At 34.5% G+C, this 12,950-nt stretch carries 13 protein-coding genes; 10 read left to right on the top strand and 3 right to left on the bottom strand.

Annotation, left to right across the window (positions count from 1 at the left end; translation table 11 throughout):
- Positions 1-23 precede the first annotated feature (23 nt).
- The 7 genes from VQL36_RS18925 to glsA all read left to right on the top strand — a co-directional run bounded on the left by VQL36_RS18925 (position 24) and on the right by glsA (position 6,856).
- On the top strand, positions 24-1,508 hold the full coding sequence (locus VQL36_RS18925) for an alkaline phosphatase family protein (protein ID WP_349250792.1): 1,485 nt from the start codon (positions 24-26) through the stop codon (positions 1,506-1,508).
- A complete protein-coding gene (locus VQL36_RS18920; RefSeq protein WP_349250791.1) occupies positions 1,505-2,281 on the top strand; it encodes a glycosyltransferase family 2 protein in 777 nt (258 codons plus the stop codon). The genes VQL36_RS18925 and VQL36_RS18920 overlap by 4 nt, the downstream gene beginning before the upstream one ends.
- 74 nt (positions 2,282-2,355) lie before the next feature.
- Complete coding sequence (locus tag VQL36_RS18915; RefSeq protein ID WP_349250790.1) at positions 2,356-3,111, top strand: hypothetical protein; 756 nt, start codon at positions 2,356-2,358, stop codon at positions 3,109-3,111.
- A gap of 20 nt (positions 3,112-3,131) precedes the next feature.
- A complete protein-coding gene (locus tag VQL36_RS18910) occupies positions 3,132-4,082 on the top strand; it encodes an FTR1 family iron permease (RefSeq protein ID WP_349250789.1) in 951 nt (316 codons plus the stop codon).
- Positions 4,083-4,095: 13 nt separating this feature from the next.
- The gene (locus VQL36_RS18905) at positions 4,096-5,559 is read left to right on the top strand and encodes a hypothetical protein (RefSeq protein ID WP_349250788.1); all 1,464 of its coding nucleotides are present in this window, start codon (positions 4,096-4,098) and stop codon (positions 5,557-5,559) included.
- A 132-nt stretch (positions 5,560-5,691) separates the two neighbouring features.
- Positions 5,692-5,925 (top strand): hypothetical protein, encoded by a 234-nt coding sequence (locus VQL36_RS18900; protein ID WP_349250787.1) that lies wholly within the window; start codon positions 5,692-5,694, stop codon positions 5,923-5,925.
- Positions 5,926-5,932: 7 nt separating this feature from the next.
- On the top strand, positions 5,933-6,856 hold the full coding sequence (glsA, locus tag VQL36_RS18895; protein ID WP_349251224.1) for a glutaminase A: 924 nt from the start codon (positions 5,933-5,935) through the stop codon (positions 6,854-6,856).
- A gap of 272 nt (positions 6,857-7,128) precedes the next feature.
- On the opposite strand, the gene VQL36_RS18890 is transcribed toward glsA, so the two are convergent.
- The 3 genes from VQL36_RS18890 to VQL36_RS18880 form a co-directional block, all read right to left on the bottom strand.
- Positions 7,129-7,932, bottom strand: a complete 804-nt coding sequence (locus VQL36_RS18890) for a Cof-type HAD-IIB family hydrolase (RefSeq protein ID WP_349250786.1) — start codon at positions 7,930-7,932, stop codon at positions 7,129-7,131.
- 30 nt (positions 7,933-7,962) lie between these two features.
- The gene (locus VQL36_RS18885; protein WP_349251223.1) at positions 7,963-8,145 is read right to left on the bottom strand and encodes a PLDc N-terminal domain-containing protein; all 183 of its coding nucleotides are present in this window, start codon (positions 8,143-8,145) and stop codon (positions 7,963-7,965) included.
- A gap of 227 nt (positions 8,146-8,372) precedes the next feature.
- Positions 8,373-9,053: a hypothetical protein gene (locus VQL36_RS18880; protein ID WP_349250785.1), complete on the bottom strand. Its 681-nt coding sequence runs from the start codon at positions 9,051-9,053 to the stop codon at positions 8,373-8,375.
- Between the two features lie 375 nt (positions 9,054-9,428).
- Between VQL36_RS18880 and coxB the strand changes: the two genes are divergently transcribed.
- From coxB to VQL36_RS18865, 3 genes are all read left to right on the top strand, one after another.
- Positions 9,429-10,406 carry a cytochrome c oxidase subunit II gene (coxB, locus tag VQL36_RS18875; protein ID WP_349250784.1) on the top strand — a complete coding sequence of 326 codons (978 nt, stop codon included), beginning with the start codon at positions 9,429-9,431 and terminating at the stop codon, positions 10,404-10,406.
- A gap of 72 nt (positions 10,407-10,478) precedes the next feature.
- On the top strand, positions 10,479-12,326 hold the full coding sequence (gene ctaD / locus VQL36_RS18870) for a cytochrome c oxidase subunit I (protein ID WP_349251222.1): 1,848 nt from the start codon (positions 10,479-10,481) through the stop codon (positions 12,324-12,326).
- A gap of 2 nt (positions 12,327-12,328) precedes the next feature.
- On the top strand, positions 12,329-12,946 hold the full coding sequence (locus tag VQL36_RS18865; RefSeq protein ID WP_349250783.1) for a cytochrome (ubi)quinol oxidase subunit III: 618 nt from the start codon (positions 12,329-12,331) through the stop codon (positions 12,944-12,946).
- Positions 12,947-12,950 lie beyond the last annotated feature (4 nt).

The following is a 12,950-nucleotide window of genomic DNA, read 5'->3' as shown; positions in this document are numbered from 1 at the left end:
CATCTTCATTTGTGAGGTGCTGTATGAAAAAAGCTTCCTGGTTTGAAATTATTGCTGCGAGGTGCTGGAATTTATTAAATGAAGGAAAGCCATTTACGCCTATTTTTGTAGTAGGTGTATTTTATTTATATCACATTGGGTTGTGGACAGATCCTTCTTTTTGGTTGAATACCGCATTGAGTTTAATTATTGTACTGCCTTTATTCATCATTTATTATCACTACGACTTTCCGTTGTATTTAAGGAATTATTTATGGATGCCTCTAATCGCTTATTTGCTCCTTTTTAATGACGCGCAAATTTCTTTAGCTATGTTGGCGATAGGATTGTATTTTTTCTTTACTGTATTTTTTTGGGGAACGTTTTATTATCATTTGAGAATCGGTACTTCATGGTTAAATTTCACAAGGTTTTGGAAGTTAGTTTTAAAGAATAGTGATTCCACAAGTGGGAATGCACAAGAGCAGCTGCCAAAGTTTATATTGTTATTGTGGGTTTGGCAATATGTTTTTCAATCTATACATGAGCAAGGGACAGGATTGAATGAAATGCCTTGGATTACATTATTCTCTTTTGCGGTGGCTATTCTTATTTTTAGTTGGGTATTGCACAGATATATTTTTGATTGGAAACCGGAAGAAAATGAAGCGTTCACAAAGGGTAAATCGTCTAACCCAACAGACAAGCCAATTACAGATAAAGTCATCGTTATTGTTATAGACGGAATGCGAAAAGATAAATTTAAAGAAGCAAACACTCCCTTTTTGGATGACATGCGTTTAAAAGGAACAGAATATACTCAAATGGAAACCGTGTATCCAGCTCGAACTGTAGTATGTTTTTCTTCCATGTTTACAGGTACCTATCCAAGAGAACACGGAATTACCTCTAATATGGTATGGAGGCTTGGATTAAAGGTAGAAAGTATCTTTGACAGTTTAAGAAAAGTTGGCAAAAAAGGACGCCTGTTAGGTATAGCACACTTAATTGATAGTTTTGGTAAAGATGTTGAATCTGTCACGGCGGTGATGAACAATGATGTAGCTGATTTAAATATTATGCAGAGGGCAAAACATATCATGAGCGAGCAAGACCCAGATTTTCTCGTTGTACAATTTATTGGAACTGATCAAACAGGGCACAGCAGAGGTGTACATTATCCCGATTATATCCAAAAAATTGAAGAAGTTGATTCGTTGATTGAACAATTTGTAACGTGGTTAGATGAGCAAGGAAAAAAAGATAATACGACATTTATCGTTTGTGCAGATCATGGACAAGCGGATGGTATTGGAGGACATGGCCATTTAGATGAAGGAGAACGTTATGTTCCATTTTTCATCCAAGGTCCACTAATACATCAAGGGAAAAGAGTGGAGGAAAAACATAGTTTAATTTCAATTGCTCCAACAGTAGCTACTTTATTGGGCTCTCCTTATCCTAGTCATAGCAGAGGTCGGGTTTTGAAAGAGGCATTAAATATAGATGGAGAGGAAAACAAAAATTGAAAAAACATGTTGTTGTATTTATTCCAGCATATAACGAAGAAAAATCAATTGGGGAAGTGATTTCAAGAATCCCTCGTGATGCTAATTCTCAATTGTTTATACAAGTGCTTGTCATTAATGATGGATCTAGAGACGATACTGTCAAAGAATCAAAACAAGCTGGGGCAGATTTTATTTATTCTTTTAAAGAAAACAAAGGTTTAGGCGCAGCTGTCCGTCAAGGGCTAAAGGAGAGTTATAAACTTGGTGCTGACATTGCGGTCATGATTGATGCTGATTGTGAATATCCACCAGAACAGATACCAGAACTTATTTTACCGATTTTGGAAAATAAAGCAGACTACGTAATGGGTTCAAGATTTCTAGGGAAAATGAAAGGTATGAAACTTCACCGCCGTTTGGGTAATTATGTCTTCACATTGTTACAATCTGTTTTACTTAGAAAATGGATTTATGATGGGCAATCTGGAATGAGAGCATTCTCAAAAGAAGTGATGGAACATGCTGAAATTATTCATGATTATAATTATGCGCAAGTGTTAACATTAAATATTGTTCGCAAAGGATTCCGAATGAGAGAAATCCCTATTTATTATCAAGTAAGAACACAAGGTCAATCTTTTATTAAATTCAAAGAATATCTGCCTAATGTGATTGTGGCTATTATTAAGGAAATGTTACGTCCAGTAAGAAAAGTTCGTACCAGCTCGAGTCCAATGCATACTGAAAACTTACGTAAAGAAACAAAATTCAAATCATCTTCACAATTATAGTGAAGATTTTATTGACATTAACAATGATAATCGTTATCATTTAGAGTGTAATAACTGATAGAGGGAGACAATACATGAAACAGATCATCTTGATAATTGCATCGTTCTTCGTGCTTTTGGGCTCTTTTCAACAAGTAACGTTTGCTTATACTTATGGAGACCCGAATGAAGAACTCATCGCTGAGGTTTATAAAGCAATGGATGCTCAGTTAAATGAAAATCCTCCGAACTATACTGAAGCAGAAGCTATATACTTGACAGTAAAAGAGGATATTGAATTACATATGGGCATTGATCCATCAATGGCAGTGATAGATGCATTAGAGGTTGAAAATAGCGAAGCAGTGATGACCGCTATGAGTAATATACTCGTACTAAATATCGCAAGGCGTTTGGAATATATAGAACAGGATTTTACAGATTATACGAAAACAAAGTTATTGCTAGCAAAAGGATTGGCAACATACGACGCTTTATCACCTAGTATCATTGAAAAAGATAAACAATTGGATGAACAGGTAAGAGAGGAATTTAATCTAGCATTAGATTCTTTAGGAAATCCAGGATTGTTTGGAGTAGGTGAGAAGGAATCGGATATTGATGTATTTATAAAAAGTAAAGAACAAATTATTGAAACATTATCCGAACAATTTAATATTGAAAATGTTGAAGTTGGACACTTTGTTCCAGAAGTAGGACAAATTAGTCAGGAGCCTAAATTTGTAAATTTAAATGATATTAAAAATTGGATACCTATAGTGTTAATTCTTGTTGTAATTATTGCTATCGTTATTTATGCATTAAAAAGAAAAAAAGGTACATCAAGCTAGGATAATTGGGAGGAATCATCATGGATCTGCAAGCATTGCTTATTACATTTCGTGAAACTTTAGAGGCTTTACTTATCATAGGAATCATTATTACTTTTTTAAAAAAAATGAACCATCCTGAATACACTAAGTACGTATGGTTAGGTGCAGGTTTGGCTTTGATTGTAAGTTTAGGAGTAGCCTTTGTATTTCAAGTAGTGTTAACCAGCTTTTCCATGATGGCTAGTCAAATTTATCTTAAAATCTCAATTATGCTCATTTCATCCATGTTATTAACACATATGGTATTTTGGATGGCGAAAAGCAGCCGTGATATGAAAGGTAAACTTGAAGGGAAATTAAAAGCTTATATTTCAGCAGGAAGTGTCATTGGAATGGTCATTCATTCTTTCCTAGTTATATTAAGAGAAGGCGTAGAAACTGTATTTTTCTTTGCAGCTATTACAGGTGGAAACATTCAATTAGCGATGCAAAGTTGGGGAGCGCTTGCAGGTATCATTCTCGCATCAGTAGTAAGTTATTTATTCTTTAAAGGTACAATGCGTATTTCATTAAAAACTTTCTTTAGAGTGACAGGTGCTATGATTATTGTGATAGCAGCAGGTTTACTCGTTCAAGGCGTTGGAATGATGCAGGATGTTGGGATTATAGGAAGTGTAATGCCTCAAGTATATGATGTTACTTGGTTTTTGCCTGAGCATCCTACAGATTATACTCAATATTTAAGAGATACAGGGACGGCTCCTTTTATCTCTGGTGATGTAGGTATTTTCTTTACAGCATTATTAGGATATTCAGCCACACCATCTCTTGAAGAAATATTTGTTTATTTTGGTTATTTTGCTGGTATCTTCTTATTGTTATGGACTAGAAGAAGTGATTCTTCACAGAAAACGCAAACAGATAAGAAACAAAAACAAATGGTTGAGGATGCAAAAGTAGTTCATAGCAAAAAAGTTGTAAACGTATAGGAAATGATACATGATGAGTCAATTTAATAATAAATACAAATGGACGAGTAGCATGGTTGTTTTTTTAATCTTCATTGGAATGTTCACGTGGAGATTCATGCATATCTCGTCCTTTGCTCGTTCATGGGATATCGTTGATTTTGCACTAGCTTTAAACCGTTTCGATTTATTAGCGATGCAGCCGCATTTTCCTGGATATCCATATTTTATTTTAGCAGGAACGATTGTACATCAATGGATTAGTGATCCTGTTCAATCTTTAGTTGTTTTAAACGGATTGATGACTTTGCTTTCAATGATCCCTATTTATTTATTGGCTAGGAAAACTTTAAATAAACAAAAAAGTCATATTGCGGTTTTGTTTGTGCTTTCATTTAGTTATATCACATTAATTAGCGTGGAACCCATGTCCGAAGGAGCTGCAATTGCAGTACTTTGGTGGTATTTATGGAGTATAAATTATTCTTTATCTAATAAAAGCTTTTTGATTTCTTTAGTGCCTTTGCTCCTCTTTAGTATATTAATGGGAATTCGTTTATCTTATTTAGTGTTTGGTATTGGCATTCTGTTGCTTTGGTGGACGAAGTTAAAGAGGCAAGATTACACGATGAAATGGTTTGGTTTTCAGGTTTTCTTTTTTGGTTTATTTCAGAGTATTTGGGTGCTCGGTCTGGTTGTTTCTGAGGGAAGTTTAAGCGGGTTTATTGAGCTAGCCTTATCCTTTACATCAGGACACTTTTCGGATTGGGGTGGCACTTATGATGTTTCAAACGATTCATTAGCTGCTCGAGTATTTCATTTATTATTTTACAATTTGTATTGGACAGGGTTTAGTGGCCAATCCATCATTTTAGCGTTAATCATGTTTGTCTTAGTGGTCATGTTGGTAACTTTTCTTTTTCAATGTAAAAATAATAAAACAAGTCAATATTCACTTATCTTAATCTTGATGTTGGTGAGTTATTTGTGTTGGGCGTTATTCGCTCAAAATTTAGACAAACCTAGGCATATCTCGCCTTTAGTGGGGCCAATGGCTTTACTGATGATTCAGTTCCTACTAAAAAATTTAAAGTCAAAAATGGTTCTTATATTTATTTTCATTTTCATGGGAGCTCAACTCGTTCATGGAGCAAATTCAATCAAAAACTACGCCCAAGAGAAACCCGCCGTATATCAGCTTAGTGAGTATTTATCTCAGCAAGATGATGATTTTATCGTATACACTTGGGAAGAAACTAGAGTGTTTCAATATTTAAAAGCGGGATATGCTCATGAGCGTGTATTCACTTATGATTATTTCTTACAAGAAATCAAAAGAACGCCGTATAATCAAATTTGGATGACGGATAAAGTATTACGCGGGTTTGAACAGCAGGTAGGAGATTTAAGTGAACATGTAACTCACATTAAGACATTTTACTCAGACCCATTGTTTGACCCTATTTATCATGATATCACTCTATATAAATGGGAATAAGTTATCAATGTACTATATATCCCTTTTAGGATTAACGAATAGAGGTTTAACTTTTTTAGAGAGTAAAAAGCTTTGTTTCGGGAAAAAATGATAGGATAAGCTGATTAGATTCAGGAAGGATATCATAATAAAATGGACAAAAACAAGATAGAAGAAAAGGTAACTGAGGTATTAACAGAAGGTGAATATCAAAGTGAAGATGTTGAGGATGCAGCTGTAGATCTCATTAATGCTAAATATGAAATTAGAAAACATACTGAATTAGATCCGATCGTTGAAGAAACAAAGAAAATCAGAAAAGTTGTGAAAAGTGATGATCAACTTTACAATGAATATATGTCTCGTGCAGAAAAAGAAAATAAATAGGGTGATGATGATCGTGGATTATTCAATCTTAGATTCACTAATTAAAGAAAGCAAAAACCACTGCAATGAAGGAAAAGTGGCAAGTTACATTCCTGAACTGTCCAAAGTACCTGGAGACTTATTAGGCATTACAGTACATGAAGTTGGCAAAGAACCTGTATCTGCAGGAGAATGTATGCCAAAATTTACACTTCAGAGCATATCTAAAGTTTTTACATTATTATTAGCATTAATGGATCGGGGAGAAAAACAGGTTTTTGATAAAGTAGGCATGGAACCGACAGGGGATATGTATAACTCATTAATGAAACTAGAAATTGTAACCCCTGGTAAACCTTTTAATCCAATGATTAATGCAGGTGCGATTACGGTTACTTCTTTCATTGATGGTGATAATGTAAATCATCGCTTTGAACGAATTTTATCTTTTATTCAAATGCTGAGCGGAGATGATTCTATTTCATATAATGAAAAAGTATATCGTTCAGAGGATCAAACAGCACATCGTAACCGTGCATTGGCTTATTTGTTAAAGGACAACCTAATCTTAGAAGGAAATGTGGAAGAACATTTAGAGGTATATTTTAAGCAATGTTCGATTGAAACTAGTTGTAGCAATTTAGCTCGTATGGGTATGATATTAGCCAACAATGGAAAAGACCCTGCAACATCTAAGCAGCTAATTCCTAAAAGATATGTTCAAATTGCTAAAACATTTATGATTACTTGCGGTATGTATAACGCATCAGGGGAATTTGCCATTGAAGCTGGCATTCCTGCCAAAAGTGGTGTTTCTGGCGGAATTCTATCAGTTGCTCCAAATATGGGGATCGGTGTTATTGGTCCAGCATTAGATTATAAGGGGAATAGTATTGCTGGAATTAGGTTGTTAACTCGTTTATCACAAGAATGGAACTTAAGTATATTCTAGTTTTTGAAACATAATGTCAAATTTCCATAGTCTTGTTTCTTGACGGCATATATAGTTTTACCGACAGCATGGCTTAGGCTATCGAACCTTATACTATATCTAGTTTTCAATTTTAGTAATACTCATCCATACAAACCAAGCTTCAAAATAGAATATACTATCTCTATTAAAATGAGGGGAGTTATCTATTATATTTTGCCCTTGAAATTGCAGAGGCAGGATAATAGTTATTGAAGTGTAGAATGAAAATCTCACTATTAGGGTGAGATTACTTAATCTGCGTTTAAAATAAATTTATCAATGACGTGCTTCACGCCATCTTCATTATTACTATGAGTAATATAATTCGCAATTTCCTTCAGTGCAGGAACAGCGTTATTCATAGCTACACCTAGACCTGCCACCTCTAACATTTCGTGATCGTTCCAGCTGTCTCCAATTGCAATAACTTCAGATATATCACAACCATAATGCTGGGCTAAAAACTGTAGTGCATGTCCCTTTGTAGCTTCTTTATGAACAATTTCTAAGAAAAATGGTTTTGATTTTGTAATATGAACTTGATCTCCGATTTTTTGCTGCAAGTCAATTGCAATTTGATCTATAACCTCTGGCTGATTGATGATTAGAAGTTTTGTTAATGGTTTAGATACAAGAGTTTGAAAATCCGCTTCAACTTTAAACGGAACTTTAGAAACCTCTGAATATTCTTTGACGATGTCATTTTCTTCTTTTACATAGAGCTCATCCCCATGATATACCTGAAGGTGATATTTATTTTCTTCTGCATATTTGAATACATAGTCACTAATTGCTTCAGGTACTGAACGCTCATAGATAACTTCTTCATCCAATAAATTTTTAACAAGTGAACCTTGATATGTGATCAACGGGACATTTAAATTAATTTGTGCAGCAATTTGTTTTGCCGATGCAAACATTCTTCCAGTGGCTAAAGTGATGACCACATCCAGCTCGATGGCTTTGATAAGAGCTTCTTTTGTAGCTTCTGTTACAATTCTATCATCGTTTATTAACGTATCATCTACATCGATGGCTACCATTTTGTATTTCATATAAGTTAGGTTCTCCCTTCACGCATTTCTCTAGTCATTTCTAATAATTAAATAAACAATTAAACCTAAAATAGGAAAAAAAATCGTTCCAATTAATACAACGATCGCATATTCTTTAGAATTTCCTTTTCTTCTGGCATCTCTGTATGCCCAAACACTTGTAATGATATTTAAAGCTAATAATATTAAGCCAAAAAGAAAAAATAATCCCATTATACCTGCTGCAAAAACTTCCAAATGATTGGCCTCCTCAATACAAATAAACAAATAGGTGTTTTCCTATATGTTTCATGAATAATTATAACACTATTTTACCTATAAAAGTGAATAGTTGATGTTAATGATACCGATTGAGAGACATTTTAAAAAAAAGACAAAGCTATAATAAAAATAGCTTTGTCACGACAACGTTCTGTGGTGGTCATTATTACCAAGATATTTTAATGTTGCTTTTTAGGAAGATTACTGAAATAAAGCTTTACTGATTCGTTAAATTCCTTTACATATGGTTTTAATGATTTTCCTCTCCAGGTTTCCTGAGCATAGACGTTTAATTGGTTTACAAAAGCACGATTGGCAGACACGTAAATTTCTTCAACTTTAGGGTTAAGTTTTTTTACTTCCATAACTATTTTTTGTTTTAATCTGCTTGAAATATTGTTTTCGTTCTCTAGTGTGAATTTTGAATTTGTATCTGTAACTAGATTTTTTGGACTTGTATAGATAATTCCGCCATCCTCGTTGTATCCACCATCAGATTTTCCTGAATTGTTTTGCTCATGAATATTCCCTTTTCCAAAACCGCCAGTAGCTGTGTGATCTAAAACAAGGGAAACATATGCATTTCGATTGGTTAATATAACATAGGAATGACTTACACCAGGAATATCCATAATTTCTTTTGCTGTAAACGGACTAAAACGGATGCTCGTATTTTCGTGAGTATTTATGTTCTCTATTTGTTTTGCATTCATTTGATTCATTTTAACACCAGACATTTCATTCAGTGTTCGTTCGTTTAAATTTTGTTCGCTTTGTTGGAATTCCTGTTGTTTATAATTACATGATGTAAGAATAGACATGATGATTAAGGCATAAATAAAGTAAATTAATGGTTTCAATACAAACCCCCCAAACATAATGTTATGTTCTAATTTTGAAATAAGTATATAAATTTAGGGTTGTACTTCTGATTAAGAATTATACATTTACGCATAATAAAAATAGGAATTGGAAATAAAGTCAATGAGAGCATATTTGAACATAATAAATCTTCTTTTAGAACATTTTGTGAACTTGCTCTTCCAGACGATTGACAAATAAGTATAATTGAATTTATATTTAATAAAGTGATTAAGTTTATTGACAGGGAAAGCCATCCATGATAAAACAACTTTCTTGAAAAAGTCAAGTCATGTGAGCAATTTAAAACTTAGAAGCGGGGTAGATATTCAGTGAATCGGTGGCATTTATGGAAACGTATAATCCCCTTGTTAATGGTGTTCTCATTATTGTTAACAGGTTGTAGTTTGGTAGGACAGGGTTCGAATCCAATCGATCCAAAAGCATCCGTTGCTGAAGAGCAATACGGACTTATTTTATTGTCCATAGGGATTATGATTTTAGTGGTAATTGTAGTATTTGTTTTATATTTCTATGCAATTGTTCGTTATCGTCGTAAACCAGGTGATGATTCAATTCCGAAACAGGTGGAAGGAAGTCATAAGTTAGAAATCATTTGGACAGTGATTCCTATGATATTGTTACTTATTTTAGCGGTTCCTTCAGTCGCACTTACTTTTTCACAGGATGAGGATTATTCTGAAGATCCTGAGGTTATTCAAATTAAAGCGACTGGTCATCAATTTTGGTGGGAGTTTGAATATTCAGATTTAGGAATTTACACAGCACAGGATTTAGTACTTCCAGTTAATCAGAGAGTTCAGTTTCAATTAACTTCGTCTGATGTTATTCATTCGTTCTGGATTCCAGCAATGGGTGGAAAAATGGATACAAACCCAGGAATGACTAACAAAATGTACTTAGACACTCCTGCTGAACCGGGAGTATTAAAAGGTAAATGTGCGGAGTTTTGTGGAGAATCTCATGCTTTAATGGATTTCAAAGTTGTTATTCTTAGTGAGGAAGACTATAACGCATGGGTAACAAGTATGCAAACGCCGGCTACAACTGTAGATGCAGATGTAAGTTCAGGTGAAGAGTTATTTAAGCAAAATTGTATGTCATGTCATGCTGTTGAAGCAGGTTTTCCTGGATTAGGTCCAAATCTAACGGGATTTGCTGATCGTGAAGTTGTTGCTGGATATCTTGAAATGACAGACGATAACATTTTTGAATGGATCAAAAATCCAGAGCAATTTAAAGGTGAAACAGTAGAGATGCCAGCTATACCTTTAGATGACAATCAATATCACGATATCGTTAAATATTTAAAAACACTTAAGCTAGAGTAATAAAAAAAGAACTCACAAGAAACGAGGAGGATATACATAGTGGCGCACTCGGTTAAAAAGTATAGAGGATTGATGGATTGGCTTACAACCGTCGATCATAAAAAAATAGGAATACTTTATTTTGCTGCGGGTGGCTTTTTCTTTATTGTTGGTGGAATAGAAGCCCTTTTGATCAGACTCCAATTAATGTTCCCTATGGGGGCTAATGGAGAATCATGGTTTCTAGATGGGCAAACCTACAATGAAATCATGACCATGCATGGAACAACCATGATTTTCTTAGCAGCAATGCCATTGATTTTTGGTTTAATGAATGCAGTAGTCCCATTGCAGATAGGAGCAAGGGACGTTGCTTTTCCATTTTTAAACTCATTGGGTTTTTGGACCTTTTTCTTTGGGGGAGTATTATTAAATATTAGTTGGTTTACAGGTACAGTACCTGATATAGGATGGACTGCTTATGCTCCGCTATCTGGAGAGGAATTTAGTGGTACAGGTTCGGATTATTATGCAATAGGGTTACAGATCGCAGGGATTGGAACATTAGTCGGTGGGATTAACTTCCTAGTAACGATTATTAATATGAGAGCTCCAGGTATGACATTTATGAGAATGCCGTTATTTACTTGGACATCATTTATTACATCTGGAATTATCCTTTTTGCTTTTCCAGCATTAGCTGTTGGGTTAATTTACATTTCTTTTGATAGATTGTTTGATGCGAACTTCTTTGTCACTGCGACAGGTGGTAATGCAGTATTATGGGAGCATATCTTCTGGATTTTCGGACATCCTGAAGTGTATATACTAATTCTTCCAGCTTTTGGTGCGATTTCAGAAGTTTTACCTACATTTGCTAGAAAACGTTTGTTCGGATACAGCTCTATGGTATTTGCAACAGCACTTATTGGATTTTTAAGCTTTATGGTATGGGCTCATCATATGTTTACAGTAGGTATGGGAGACATAGCAAATGCACTATTTGGTGTTGCCACGATGTTGATAGCCATTCCAACAGGAATTAAAGTATTTAACTGGTTATTTACGATTTGGGGAGGCAATATTCAATTTACTACTGCGATGTTATATGCAACATCATTTATTCCAACCTTTGTTATGGGTGGGGTAACTGGGGTAATGTTAGCTATACCGCCAGCGGATTTCCAGTTTCATGATAGTTATTTTGTAGTAGCGCATTTCCATTATGTTATCGTTGGTGGAATTGTATTAAGTTTATTAGCGGCTGTATATTATTGGTGGCCTAAAATGTTTGGTCGCATGTTAAATGAAACGTTAGGTAAATGGAGTTTTTGGTTATTTTTCATTGGTTTCCATTTAACGTTCTTTATTCAACATTTCTTAGGGTTATGGGGTATGCCTAGACGTGTATTTACCTACTTACCTAATCAAGGATGGGACACAGCGAACTTTGTAAGTACGATTGGCGCATTTTTCATGGCTGCTGGGGTCATCGTGATTTTAATAAATGTTATTATTTCGATTAAAGGACCAAAAGCGCCAGCAGATCCATGGGATGGACGTACTTTAGAGTGGTCAATTCCTTCACCATCACCAGAATATAACTTCAAACAATTACCTTTAGTTAGAGGGTTAGATGCATTCTGGTTGGAGAAGATGGATGGCAAAAAAGAAATGACACCTGCTGAACCATTGGGTCCAATTCATATGCCATCACCATCAATCTTACCGTTTTTCATGTCATTAGGATTGTTTATAGCAGGTTTTGGTTTTATGTATCGTGGTTATGAATTTGAAAGTATGTTTATAAACAATTTGTTTGGAAATAATATTATTGCCATTAGTGGATTAGCAATTACATTTGTTTGTATGTTTTTAAGATCTGTTTATGATGATCACGGTTATCATATTGAAGTCGAAGAATTACAGAAGGAGGGTTAATCATGAGTCATGCGGAAGCTCATTTAGATAAACTGCCTCCTGAACCAGAAAAAGCGACATTAGAAGGCAGAAATAAGGTTTTAGGTTTTTGGTTGTTTTTAGGCGGAGAAACTGTATTATTTGGGACCTTGTTTGCTACTTTCTTAGCATTAAGAGGTAGTGTTTTAGATGGACCCACAGGATCAGAGTTATTTGATTTGAAGTTAGTTGCAGCTGCAACCTTTATATTGTTAACAAGTAGTTTAACCAGTGTATTTGCTGTTCAAGCCATGCACCATAAAAATGTGAAAAACTTGATGATCTGGTTAGGTGTAACTGTATTATTAGGATTTGGATTTTTAGGTTTAGAGATTTACGAGTTTTATCATTATGTAGATGTAGGTCATGGATTTACGACAAGTGCATTTAGTTCATCATTTTATGCTTTAGTTGGATTTCATGGAGCTCACGTTGCTTTGGGTGTGTTGTGGATTGGACTTTTAATTATTCAATTAAAAGTAAAGGGTCTTAACACAATTACAGCTCCTAAAATTTATGTAGCATCATTGTATTGGCATTTTATTGATGTGGTTTGGGTATTTATCTTTACCATTGTATATCTTATGGGAAAGGTAGGTTAATCAT

This window comes from Chengkuizengella sp. SCS-71B (assembly GCF_040100845.1).
In the GTDB taxonomy this organism is placed as follows: Bacteria; Bacillota; Bacilli; order Paenibacillales; family KCTC-33759; genus Chengkuizengella.
This window is presented reverse-complemented; position numbering and strand designations above follow the sequence as displayed.

Excerpts from the sequence above, each read along its gene's own strand:
- VQL36_RS18865 (WP_349250783.1), top strand. The coding sequence starts at position 12,329 with ATGAGTCATGCGGAAGCTCATTTAGATAAACTGCCTCCTGAACCAGAA.
- VQL36_RS18890 (WP_349250786.1), bottom strand. The coding sequence starts at position 7,932 with ATGAAATACAAAATGGTAGCCATCGATGTAGATGATACGTTAATAAAC.
- VQL36_RS18915 (WP_349250790.1), top strand. The coding sequence starts at position 2,356 with ATGAAACAGATCATCTTGATAATTGCATCGTTCTTCGTGCTTTTGGGC.
- VQL36_RS18885 (WP_349251223.1), bottom strand. The coding sequence starts at position 8,145 with ATGGGATTATTTTTTCTTTTTGGCTTAATATTATTAGCTTTAAATATC.
- VQL36_RS18925 (WP_349250792.1), top strand. The coding sequence starts at position 24 with ATGAAAAAAGCTTCCTGGTTTGAAATTATTGCTGCGAGGTGCTGGAAT.
- VQL36_RS18910 (WP_349250789.1), top strand. The coding sequence starts at position 3,132 with ATGGATCTGCAAGCATTGCTTATTACATTTCGTGAAACTTTAGAGGCT.
- VQL36_RS18900 (WP_349250787.1), top strand. The coding sequence starts at position 5,692 with ATGGACAAAAACAAGATAGAAGAAAAGGTAACTGAGGTATTAACAGAA.
- glsA (WP_349251224.1), top strand. The coding sequence starts at position 5,933 with ATGATCGTGGATTATTCAATCTTAGATTCACTAATTAAAGAAAGCAAA.
- VQL36_RS18905 (WP_349250788.1), top strand. The coding sequence starts at position 4,096 with ATGAGTCAATTTAATAATAAATACAAATGGACGAGTAGCATGGTTGTT.
- ctaD (WP_349251222.1), top strand. The coding sequence starts at position 10,479 with ATGGATTGGCTTACAACCGTCGATCATAAAAAAATAGGAATACTTTAT.
- coxB (WP_349250784.1), top strand. The coding sequence starts at position 9,429 with ATGGTGTTCTCATTATTGTTAACAGGTTGTAGTTTGGTAGGACAGGGT.